Raw genomic sequence first — 10,490 nt, forward strand, 5'->3', positions numbered from 1 at the left:
TGATGAACCGAAGGCGGCGGTGGGGTCTGCTGGTGTTGTCCATGGTCGTCCTGCTGGGCGGCTCGATCCCCGCGATCGCCGCTCCCGCGCGGGTCACCGCCGACAACGGCGCGAAGGTCGTCGAGGAGACCTGGCTGGACGCGCGCACGGTCGACCTCAAGATCAGCTCGCCCGCTCTCGGCACCACCGGCATGGTCCGGCTGCTGGTCCCGACCGGCTGGGCCGCGCAACCCACGCGGACCTGGCCCACGCTGTACCTGCTGCACGGCTGCTGCGAACCGGTCGACTACCGCTCGTGGGACCAGTTCACCGACGTCAAGGCGTTCACCGCGGACAAGGACGCCCTCGTCGTGATGCCGACCGGCGGACCGGCCGGGATGTACACCAAGTGGTGGAACTTCGGCCTCAAGAGCACGCCGGACTGGGACACCTTCCACACCCTGGAAGTGCGGCAGATCGTCGAACGCGGGTACCGGGCGGGCACGCGCCGGGCGGTCGCCGGGCTGTCGATCGGCGGGTACGGCGCGCTCGCGTATTCCTACAAGCACAAGGGGATGTTCGCCGCGGCGGCGTCCTACAGCGGTGTGCCGAACACACTCAACCAGGGAGCGCCGCTGTTCATTCAGGGGATCCTGGCGCGCGCGGGGATCTTCAACTACCTCGAACTCTGGGGCGACAGCTGGGGCATGCGGCCGATCTGGTCGGCGAACAACCCGTTCGACTACGTCGACGACCTGCGCGGCACGGCGCTCTACATCTCCTGCGGGAACGGGAAGACCGGCCCGCTCGATCCGCCGGGTCAATCCGACTTCTTCGAGCCCGAGGCGCTGGCTTCGTCGGTGACGTTCACGGATCGGTTGAAGGCCAAGGGGATTCCGGCGACCGTCGACTACTACGGCGACGGCACGCACAGCTGGCCGTACTGGCAGCGGGCCCTGCGGAACTCGTGGCCGGTGCTGGCCGGCGGCCTCGGCCTCTGACGTTCTCTCGTCGCAAGTCCGTGAAGGACTCCTTGAGGGACCCAGAGTCCCTCAAGGAGTCCTTCACGGAACACCGCATTTAGAGGACGAAATACGTCAGGTCAGGGGGTCGCGAGTAGGTCGGCGAAGCGTTCCGGGCTGACGTTCCCGCCGCTGACGATCACCCCGACCCGCCCCGAAACGGGAACCTGACCGCTGAGCAGCGCCGCGAGACCGGTCGCCCCGCTGGGCTCCATGACGAGCTTCAGCCGCTCGAACGCGAACCGCATCGCGTCCCGGACCTGGTCGTCGGTGACCAGCGCGATGTCGTCGACGAGTCGCTGGTTGATCGAGAACGTCAGCTCGCCGGGGATCGAAGCGGCCTGGCCGTCGGCGATGGTCCGCGGAACCGGGATCGACACCCGTTCGCCGGCTTCCAGCGAACGCTTGGTGTCGTCACCCTCGGCGGGTTCGACACCGACCACCCGGATACCGGGCTGCAAGGCCTTCGCGGCGGTCGAGCTGCCCGCGATCAGGCCACCACCACCGACCGGGACGACCAAAGTGTCCAGGGAGTCGGTGTCCTCCAGCAGTTCCAGCGCCGCCGTGCCCTGCCCGGCGATCACGTGCGGGTGCTCGTACGGCGGGATGAGCGCGAGACCGCGGTCGGCCGCCAGCGCCTCGCCGATCGCGACGCGGTCGCCGGTGTACCGGTCGTAGGTGACGATCTCGGCGCCGTAACCCGCGGTGGCGTCCTTTTTGGACTGCGGAGTGTCTTCCGGGATCAGGATGACCGCGCTGCTCCCGAGTTCCCGCGCGGCGAGCGCGACGGCCTGCGCGTGGTTGCCCGAGGAGTAGGCGGCGATGCCCTTGGCCAGCTGTTCGGGCGAGAGCCGGGAGGCGGCGTTGTAGGCGCCGCGGAACTTGAAGGCCCCGACGCGCTGGAGGTTCTCGCATTTGATGAAGACCTCGGCGCCGACGAGGTCGTCGAGGGTCCGGGAACGCACGACCGGGGTCCGGTGCGCGACACCGGCCAGGCGGGCGGCGGCGTCGCGGATGTCGTCGATGGTCACGGGGGCGGTCATGATGCTCCTTGATCACGGATTTCGGCGAGATAGTTGTAAGCGGAGGCCCGGGAGATGCCGATCCGGGCCGCGACCTGGGGCACGGCCCGGCGTACGGCGAAGACACCGCGCGCGTGCAGGCTGCGGAACAGGTCGAGTCGTTCTTCGCGGCTGAGCGCGGTCCAGGGTTTGTTCAGCCGGAGCTGGTGTTCGTCGACGATCGCGTCCACGACGGCGTCCACGTCGTCGCCGAAGGTGGTCGTCGGGGTCTCGGCGGCGGTGCCGACGTCGGCGAGTTCCCCGACGAGGGTCTTGAGCTGGCCCAGGGCGGTGACGTCGAGGTTCACGCACAGGGCGCCGAACACCGAGCCGCCGCTGTCGCGCAGCAGCATGGTCGAAGACTTCACCAGTTTCCCGGACGCCGTCCTGGTGACGTAGTTCAGCTGGTCTTCGGCATCGTCACCGCGGGCGAGCAGGCCCATGCCGATCTCGCTCATCGACCCGCCGACGCTGCGGTCGGTGACCGAGCCGGCGATCGCGACCACCGATTGCTCGGGGCGCCGGAAGTCGTGCACGACGACCTCGCAGAACGAGCCGAGCGTCGCCGCGATACCGTCGGCGACCGGGGCGAGCGCGTCGAGGATCGCGTCCTGCTCAGACATCGCGTACCCGGGCGAGAGCCTCGACTTCGACGACGCCGCCGTAGGGCAGCGACGCGACGCCGACGCAGGTGCGAGCGGGCCGAGGCTCGGCGAAGAACTCCTCGTAGACGCGGTTGAGGCCGTCACGGTCGGCGATGTCGGTCAGGTAGACGACGACCTTCACGACGTCGGCCCGGCTCGCGCCCACCGACAGCAGCGCGGCATCGAGGTTGGCGAACGCGCGCGGGCATTCGGCGTCGAAGCCGCCGGGGACCAGTTCCCCGGTCTCGGTCACGCCGAGCCGTCCGGACACGGAAACCAGGTCGCCGCTGCGGAAGGCCGGGGGATACGGATGCTCGTTGGTCACGAGACTGACTGTATAAGTGCTGGACGGAAAGTCCAAACGAATAAGAAGTGACGTACCGCTCACGCGAGACGAAAGCGATTGATATACCGTATACAGACCGGAAGGGGGTCGGAATGACCATGGGTTCGACGAGTGCCGTGCAGGACGAGGACGGCCGGATCGTCGCGCCGCCGAGCATGGCCGACCTGGCCACCCAGGCGCTGCGGGCGATGATACTTTCCGGCGAGCTACCGCCCGGAACGCGTTTGGTCGAGGCCAAGCTCACCGAGCGGCTCGGGGTTTCCCGTCCGCCGCTGCGCGAAGCGTTGCAGGTGCTGGCTTTCGAGGGTCTCGTCGTGCCCCATCCGCGGCGCGGTGTCATCGTCCGTCCCCTGACTCGCCACGACGTCTACGAAATCATCACTTTGCGCGAAGAGCTCGAAGCCTTCGCCGTCCGGATCGGGATCCCGGTCCGCTCGCCGGAGCGGCTGCAGGACTGCCGGAACGCCTTGGCCGCCTTCGAACAGGCGGGCCTCGACGGCGACGAAGGGGTCTTCACGCAGCGGAAGTACGACTTCCACCAATCGATCGTCGCGCTGGCTGGGCACGAGCGCGTCACCGAGGCCTACCGGGCGCTTTCCTTGCAGATGCAGTTGTGCATGGCGCTCAACCGCAGTGCCCGCCGCGACGGCGAATCGTTGATGCAGAACGTCGAGAGGCACCGCGACCTGCTCACGATCATCGAGGGCGGCGATCCCGAGGCGGTGCTGAAGGCACTGGCCGATCACGGGCATAGCAGCTTCCTCGACGAAGTGGTGGATCAGCTCGACGGCGGCACTCCCGACTCCGAGCGCTGGCTGGCCGAACGCCGGGGCCGTTAGCTGAAGGGGACTTTCCCCGCATGCGATGCGGGGAAAGCTCCCTTCGCTGCGTGAGATGAGGGGAAAGTCCCCTTCAGCTCAGCCCCAGCCGGGCAGGACGAACAGCAGCCAGGTCGTGACGGGCGCGATCAGGCACATGCTGAAGCCCCAGATCGTCAGTCCTCGGAACACCTTGTCGTTCTGGCCCTCGGGCGCGTTCGCCACGACCAGTGCGCCGCTGGTGGAGAACGGCGACGAGTCCACGACCGAGGACGAGATCGCCAGCGCGATGATCATGCTGACCGCGCCGACCTCGCCCGCCAGCAGGAACGGCACGGCCAGGGGGATGAGCGCGCCGAGGATCCCGGTCGTCGACGCGAACGCCGAAACCACCGCGCCGATCGCGCAGATCAGGATCGCGGCCAGCAGGGGCGAGCCGATCTGTGTCACCAGGTTGCCGAGCCAGTCGATCGTGCCGACCCGTTCCATCAGCGAGACGAAGGTGACGATCCCGCAGATCAACAGCACCGTCGGCCACGCGACCTCACCGACGGCGGCTTTCGCCGACCCTGGCGAGACCAACGACAGCACCGTCGCCACGGTCAGCGCGGTGAACCCGACGTCGAGTTTGAACACCAGCGCGCCCACCGCGAGCGCGGCCAAGCCGATCAGGGTGAACACGTGGTCGCGAGTGAGCGGCAGGCGTTCGTCGGGCTCGTCGGTTCCGCCAGTGGGAGGCGGGGAATCGTCGGTGATCGTCGTGCCCGCACTGTCCACCAGTGCGGGCTGAGCCGCCGCGACGACCACCCGGGTCTTGGCGGTCGAGGACCGGCGGATCAGTTCGCGGCCGCCGAAGAGGAAGAACACCACGACGCTCAGCACCAGGTTGAAGGCGAAAGAGGACACGAACAGCAGTCCGGGATTGCTCGGCAGGTTGTCCCGCGCCACGACGCCGTTGACGATGCTGCCGAAGATGCTGATGGGGGAGAAGCCGCCCGCGCTGGCGCCGTTGATGATCAGCAGGCCCATCAGCATCGGGTTGATCGAGTAGCGGCGGGCGAACCCCATGCCGATCGGGGCGATGATCGCCACCGCCGCCGGCACCACCGCGCCGACCGCGGTCAGCGCCGCGGTGACCACGAACATCACCCAGGGGATCAGGGCGATCCGCCCGCCGACGGCGCGCACCACCAGGTGCACGAGCCGGTCGACGGTGCCGTTGCCTTTGGCTATCGCGAACAGCAGCGTCACCCCCACCAGGATGACGAAGAGATCGCCGGGGAAGCCCGAGACGATGTCGTCGGTGCTCTCCCCGACGAACGCCGTGCCGATCACGAAAGCGGCGACGAACGCCAGCGCTCCCATGTGGACGGGAAGCACGGTCGCGATCAGGAACACCAGGGCGAGCGCCACGACTGTGACGAGTTGTATGGACATGGGAATCCTCTGCGGTCGGCGCTGACACATTCAGGGAATCGGCACGGTCAGGGAATCGGGTCGAAGTTTGTTCCGGCACCCTCTCGACGGAGTTCGGTACACGGTATACCTTTCAAGCAGCGGGACCAAGGTTTCGCTCTGTGGAACATCTCGAAGCCGAGCGTGGAGGCGCACATGACATACGCGGCCGGACGTCACTTCCTGCAGATCCCGGGCCCGACGAACGTCCCGGACGTGGTGCTCCGGGCGATGTCGGCGGCCACCATCGACCACCGAGGACCCGAGTTCCAGGAGCTGGCGAGCGGGCTGCTGCGGGACATCAAGCCCGTCTTCGGCACCACGAACCCGGTGGTCATCTACCCCGCGACCGGGACCGGGGCGTGGGAGGCGGCGCTGACCAACACCCTGAGCCCCGGCGACACCGTGCTGTCCTTCGAGACCGGTCACTTCGCCACGTTGTGGCAGGAGATGGCGCGCGGCCTCGGCTTGCATGTCGACTTCGTGCCGGGGGACTGGCGGCGCGGCGCCGACCCCGGGATGGTCGCAGAGAAGCTCGCCGCGGACACCGCGCACCGGATCAAGGCCGTCTGCGTGGTCCACAACGAGACCTCGACCGGCGTCACCAGCCGGGTGCCGGAGATCCGCGCCGCGATCGACTCGGCGGACCATCCCGCGCTGCTGCTGGTCGACACCATCTCGTCGCTCGGTTCGATCGACTACCGGCACGACGACTGGGGTGTCGACGTCACCGTCGCGGGCTCGCAGAAAGGCCTCATGCTCCCGCCGGGCATGAGTTTCAACGCGATCAGCGACAAAGCCCTCGACGCCGCGAAGACAGCGGCCTTGCCGAAGGTCTTCTGGGACTGGGGCCCGATGCTCGCCGCCAACGAACGCGGATTCTTCCCGTACACCCCCAGCACCAACCTGATGTACGGGCTGCGGGAGGCCTTGCGCCTGCTCTACGACGAGGGTCTCGAGAACGTCTTCGCGCGCCACGCCCGGCACGCGGCCGCGACGCGAGCCGCCGTGCGAGGCTGGGGTCTGGAAGTCCTCTGCCAGGACGAACGCGAGCATTCCGGCGCGCTGACCGCGGTCCTGATGCCGGAAGGTGTCGACGCCGACAAGGTCCGCGCGATCATCCTCGACCGGTTCGACATGTCCTTGGGGGCCGGACTGGGCAAACTCGCCGGGAAGATCTTCCGCATCGGGCATCTCGGCGCGTTCAACGATCTCACACTCGCCGGAACCCTGGCCGGAGTCCAAATGGGACTGACACTCGCCGGCGCTCCCGCCGATCCACGCGGCCTGCAGGACGCCCTCGAACACCTGCAGAACGACTGAGGGCCCGCCGATGACCGCCGAACTGACCCGCACCAGCCCGCTCGAAGACGCACTGCACGCGCGGATCAAGGGCGAAGTCGCCTTCGACGACTACACGCGGCATCTGTTCTCCCGCGACGCGAGCATGTACTCGATCATGCCGCGCGGTGTCGTCTTCCCCCTCGATCACGAGGACGTCGCCGCCGCCGTCGCCACCGCGGCGGAGTTCAGCGTGCCCGTCGTCCCGCGAGGGGCTGGCACCAGCCTGGCCGGGCAGACCGTCGGCCCGGGCTTGGTGCTCGACCTGTCCCGGCACATGAACCGGATCATCGACCTCGACCCCGTCGCGCGCACCGCCGTCGTCGAACCCGGCGTCGTCCAGGACCAGTTGAACAAGGCGGCGGCCGCGCACGGGCTGATGTTCGGGCCCGACACCTCCACCAGCAACCGCGCCACCATCGGCGGTATGGCGGGCAACAACTCGGCGGGCTCCGGGTCGCTGACCTTCGGGATGACCATCGACCACATCCGCGCGCTGGACGTCGTCCTCGCCGACGGGTCCACCGCGCGGTTCGAGCCGGTGAGCGAAACCGAACGGGTGCGCCGGGCCGAGGCGGACACCCTCGAAGGCCGTATCTACCGCGAACTCCCGGCGCTCGTCACCGCGATCGAGGACGCCATCGCCAAGGGGATGCCGGTGTTCTGGCGCCGCGCCTGCGGCTACCGGCTCGACCGGCTCGCCGGGTACGGCGATGAGAATCCCTTCGATCTGGCCAAATTCGTCGTCGGTGCCGAAGGAACCCTCGTACTGGCCACCCGGATCGAAGTCGACCTGGTGCCCAAACCGAAGAAGACCGTCTACGCGGTCGGGCATTTCGAGACGACGCACGGCGCGATCTCGGCCACGCTCGACGCGCTCAGCTGCGAGCCGCATCAGGTCGAGATGATGGACAAGACCATCCTCGACCTGTCGCGGCGGAAGATCGAGTACGCCGACCTCGGCAATCATCTCGTCGGAGACCCGGCGGCGCTACTGTTCGTGTCCTTCTCCGGGGACGACGAAGCCGGACTGGCGGCCAAACTCGACGAGGTCGCCGCGTTGTGGGAGCGCAACGGGCACGGTTATCACACGCTCAAGCTCGTCACCGCCGCCGAACAGGCCGCGCTGCTGAAGGTGCGCAAGTCCAGTCTCGGGCTGCTGATGGCGGCGGGTGAGGGCACCAAGCGGCCGCTGGCGTTCATCGAGGACACCGCCGTCGCTCCCGAGCATCTCGCGCAGTACACGGCGCGGTTCAAGGAGATCCTCGACGAGCACCGCCTCGAAGCCGGGTTCTACGGTCATTGTTCGGTCGGCTGCCTGCACATCCGGCCATTCGTCGACCTGACCGATCCCGCGCAGGTCGACACGATGCGCGTGGTCGCGGAGAAGATCAAGGACCTCGTGGCCGAGTTCGGCGGCGTGAACTCGTCCGAGCACGGGGACGGCTTGGCCCGCTCCGAGTTCAACCGCGAGATCTTCGGCGACGAACTCTACGAAGCCATGCGCCAGGTCAAGAAGCTGTTCGACCCGGCGGGCACGATGAATCCCGGCAAGATCGTCGACGCGCCGTCGATGACCGAGAACCTGCGTGACCGCGACGCCCTGCCGCCCGCGCCGCCGCTGCGGACGATGCTGTCGTTCGAGGTCATCGGCGGGGGCGGGATGCGCGACGCCGCCGACCGCTGCATGAACATCGGGTTGTGCCGCAAGACCACCGGCGGCGTGATGTGCCCGTCGTACCAGGTCACCTTGCAGGAGGAGCATTCCACGCGCGGCCGTGCCAACGCCCTGGTCAAGGCGCTCTCCGAACCGGATCCGAAGGCCGCGCTCGGCGGCGAACGGCTCAACGAGATCCTCGATCTGTGCCTGATGTGCAAGGCCTGCAAGAGCGAATGCCCGATGAGCGTCGACATGGCTTCGCTCAAGGCCGAAACCCTGCACCAGCACCACGAGGAGCACGGCACGCCGCTGCGGTCGCGGATCTTCGGCTCGATCCGGTTTCTCAACCGGCTCGGTTCGGCCACCGCGCCGCTGTCCAACTTGCCCGGCCGGATCGGGCCGCTCCGCAAGCTCATGGAACGGGCCGTCGGCATCAAGGCGGAGCGGCCGCTGCCGAAGTTCGTGCGGGACAACCTCGTGCGCTGGGACCGCCGCAGGGCGACCGTGCCGGGTACGGCGGGCACAGTGAACTGGCTGGCGGATTCCTTCACCACCTTCACCGAACCGCAGATCGGCAAGGCGGCCATCGAACTGCTCGAAAGCGCGGGCTGGGCGGTGGAACTCGCTTCCGGCGGCTGCTGCGGGCGGTCGAGCCTGTCCAAAGGCCTGCTCGACGACGCCAAGAAAAAGGCCACCGGACTGGTCACGTCCCTGGCCCGTGACACCGAGCCGGGTTCGCCAATCGTCGGCTGCGAGCCGTCGTGCGTGTTCACCTTGCGGGACGAAACGCTGGCACTGTTGCCGGAAGTGCCCGAAGCGCAGCAGATCAAGGAGCGCGTCCGCCAGGTCGAGGAACTGCTCGTCGAGGCGATCGACGACGGCAGGCTGAAGCTGCCGGAGCGATCGTGGCTCAGCGGGCGGCGAGTGGTCTTCCACGGTCACTGTCACCAGAAGGCGGAGGTCGGCACCGCCGCCACCATGGCGCTCCTGCGCCGCATCCCGGGTCTGGAGGTCGCCGAGATCGACTCCGGCTGCTGCGGGATGGCGGGCTCGTTCGGTTTCGAGGCCGAGCACTACGAAACCTCGATGGCAGTTGGCCGCGACCGGCTTTTCCCCGCGCTGGAACAAGAACCGGCCGAGACACTGGTGGCCGCCACCGGGGTCTCGTGCCGCCAGCAGATCTTCCACGGGGCTGGGCGGACGGCGTGGCATCCGCTCGAACTCGTCCGCGAAGCACTCGGTGGTTCGACATGCGCCTGATCCGCTTCGACGTCGAGGGAACCGCCCGAACAGGCTGCCTGGACGGCGACCTCGTGCGCTCGTATGACGCGGTCACCGGTCCCGGCGAACTCGTCGGCCCGCTGTCCGGCGTCCGGCTGCTCGCGCCGTGCGATCCGCGCACGATCGTGTGCGTGGGCAGCAACTATGCCTGTCAGCTGAAGGAGAAGGGCCGCCCCTGGCCCGAGCGGCCCGCGCTGTTCCTCAAGGCTCCCAACGCCGTCACCGGCCCCGGGCAGCCGATCCTGCATCCGCCCGAGGTCGAACGTCTGGAGTACGAGGGAGAACTGGCCGTCGTCATCGGCAAGACCGCGCGGAACCTGACCGCCGATAGCGCTTTCGAGCACGTTCTCGGCTACACCTGCGCCAACGACGTCACCGCGCACGACTGGCGGGCCGACGGTCAATGGGCGCGGGCGAAGAGCGCTGACACGTTCCTGCCGCTCGGCCCTTGGATCACCACCGACATCGAGAACGGAGACCTCGCGGTGACCACCCGGATCAACGACCGGACCGTCCAGCGGTCCACCACCGGGGAGATGATCTTCGGCGTGCCCGCGATCCTCGCCTGGGTGACCCGCTGGTTCACCCTGCGCCCGGGCGACGTCGTCCTCACCGGCAGCCCGGCCGGGGTCGGGCCGATGAAGCCGGGGGACGAGGTGACGGTGGCGATCGAAGGCGTCGGCGAGCTGACCAACCCGGTCCGGTCTCGTGAGCGGTAAGGACGGTTGTTGAGACGAAGGCAATGTGGCCGGGTGAGTGGCTCTGTGCGGCGCCGGACCTTTGGTGCCGACTGTGTGGATTTTGGAGCGTTAGATGACCAGAAATCCACACAGTCCCGCGTAAACCGGTCCGGTCACGAAAGGGTGTGTGGAAAGAGGGACGT

General features: G+C 68.1%; 9 protein-coding genes. 5 read left to right on the forward strand and 4 right to left on the reverse strand.

Features of this window, described 5'->3' with window-relative positions:
* Positions 1-2: 2 nt before the first annotated feature.
* Positions 3-980, forward strand: a complete 978-nt coding sequence (locus tag B0293_RS05010) for an alpha/beta hydrolase (RefSeq protein WP_005162853.1) — start codon at positions 3-5, stop codon at positions 978-980.
* 101 nt (positions 981-1,081) lie between these two features.
* Here the strand turns inward: B0293_RS05010 and B0293_RS05015 are convergent, their stop codons facing one another.
* Genes B0293_RS05015 through B0293_RS05025 form a run of 3 tightly spaced genes read right to left on the reverse strand, consistent with a single transcriptional unit; the run spans position 1,082 to position 3,031 of the window.
* Positions 1,082-2,044, reverse strand: a complete 963-nt coding sequence (locus tag B0293_RS05015) for a pyridoxal-phosphate dependent enzyme (protein ID WP_005162855.1) — start codon at positions 2,042-2,044, stop codon at positions 1,082-1,084.
* A complete protein-coding gene (locus B0293_RS05020) occupies positions 2,041-2,685 on the reverse strand; it encodes a helix-turn-helix transcriptional regulator (RefSeq protein ID WP_005162858.1) in 645 nt (214 codons plus the stop codon). Before B0293_RS05020 ends, B0293_RS05015 begins: the two co-directional genes overlap by 4 nt.
* On the reverse strand, positions 2,678-3,031 hold the full coding sequence (locus tag B0293_RS05025) for a RidA family protein (protein ID WP_005162859.1): 354 nt from the start codon (positions 3,029-3,031) through the stop codon (positions 2,678-2,680). The genes B0293_RS05020 and B0293_RS05025 overlap by 8 nt, the downstream gene beginning before the upstream one ends.
* Positions 3,032-3,144: 113 nt before the next feature.
* Between B0293_RS05025 and B0293_RS05030 the strand changes: the two genes are divergently transcribed.
* Positions 3,145-3,891 carry a GntR family transcriptional regulator gene (locus B0293_RS05030; RefSeq protein ID WP_005162861.1) on the forward strand — a complete coding sequence of 249 codons (747 nt, stop codon included), beginning with the start codon at positions 3,145-3,147 and terminating at the stop codon, positions 3,889-3,891.
* A gap of 78 nt (positions 3,892-3,969) precedes the next feature.
* On the opposite strand, the gene B0293_RS05035 is transcribed toward B0293_RS05030, so the two are convergent.
* Positions 3,970-5,307 (reverse strand): SLC13 family permease, encoded by a 1,338-nt coding sequence (locus B0293_RS05035; protein ID WP_005162863.1) that lies wholly within the window; start codon positions 5,305-5,307, stop codon positions 3,970-3,972.
* Between the two features lie 174 nt (positions 5,308-5,481).
* Between B0293_RS05035 and B0293_RS05040 the strand changes: the two genes are divergently transcribed.
* Genes B0293_RS05040 through B0293_RS05050 form a run of 3 tightly spaced genes read left to right on the forward strand, consistent with a single transcriptional unit; the run spans position 5,482 to position 10,326 of the window.
* Complete coding sequence (locus B0293_RS05040) at positions 5,482-6,648, forward strand: pyridoxal-phosphate-dependent aminotransferase family protein (protein WP_005162865.1); 1,167 nt, start codon at positions 5,482-5,484, stop codon at positions 6,646-6,648.
* A 10-nt stretch (positions 6,649-6,658) separates the two neighbouring features.
* A complete protein-coding gene (locus B0293_RS05045) occupies positions 6,659-9,586 on the forward strand; it encodes an FAD-binding and (Fe-S)-binding domain-containing protein (protein ID WP_005162866.1) in 2,928 nt (975 codons plus the stop codon).
* Entirely contained in the window at positions 9,577-10,326 is a 750-nt protein-coding gene (locus B0293_RS05050; RefSeq protein WP_005162868.1) for a fumarylacetoacetate hydrolase family protein, read from the forward strand. Before B0293_RS05045 ends, B0293_RS05050 begins: the two co-directional genes overlap by 10 nt.
* Positions 10,327-10,490 lie beyond the last annotated feature (164 nt).

It is taken from the genome of Amycolatopsis azurea DSM 43854 (assembly GCF_001995215.1).
Lineage (GTDB): Bacteria > Actinomycetota > Actinomycetes > Mycobacteriales > Pseudonocardiaceae > Amycolatopsis > Amycolatopsis azurea.

Coding starts and splice junctions, on each gene's coding strand:
- B0293_RS05010 (WP_005162853.1), top strand. CDS start 3: ATGAACCGAAGGCGGCGGTGGGGTCTGCTGGTGTTGTCCATGGTCGTC.
- B0293_RS05015 (WP_005162855.1), bottom strand. CDS start 2,044: ATGACCGCCCCCGTGACCATCGACGACATCCGCGACGCCGCCGCCCGC.
- B0293_RS05020 (WP_005162858.1), bottom strand. CDS start 2,685: ATGTCTGAGCAGGACGCGATCCTCGACGCGCTCGCCCCGGTCGCCGAC.
- B0293_RS05030 (WP_005162861.1), top strand. CDS start 3,145: ATGACCATGGGTTCGACGAGTGCCGTGCAGGACGAGGACGGCCGGATC.
- B0293_RS05035 (WP_005162863.1), bottom strand. CDS start 5,307: ATGTCCATACAACTCGTCACAGTCGTGGCGCTCGCCCTGGTGTTCCTG.
- B0293_RS05040 (WP_005162865.1), top strand. CDS start 5,482: ATGACATACGCGGCCGGACGTCACTTCCTGCAGATCCCGGGCCCGACG.
- B0293_RS05045 (WP_005162866.1), top strand. CDS start 6,659: ATGACCGCCGAACTGACCCGCACCAGCCCGCTCGAAGACGCACTGCAC.
- B0293_RS05050 (WP_005162868.1), top strand. CDS start 9,577: ATGCGCCTGATCCGCTTCGACGTCGAGGGAACCGCCCGAACAGGCTGC.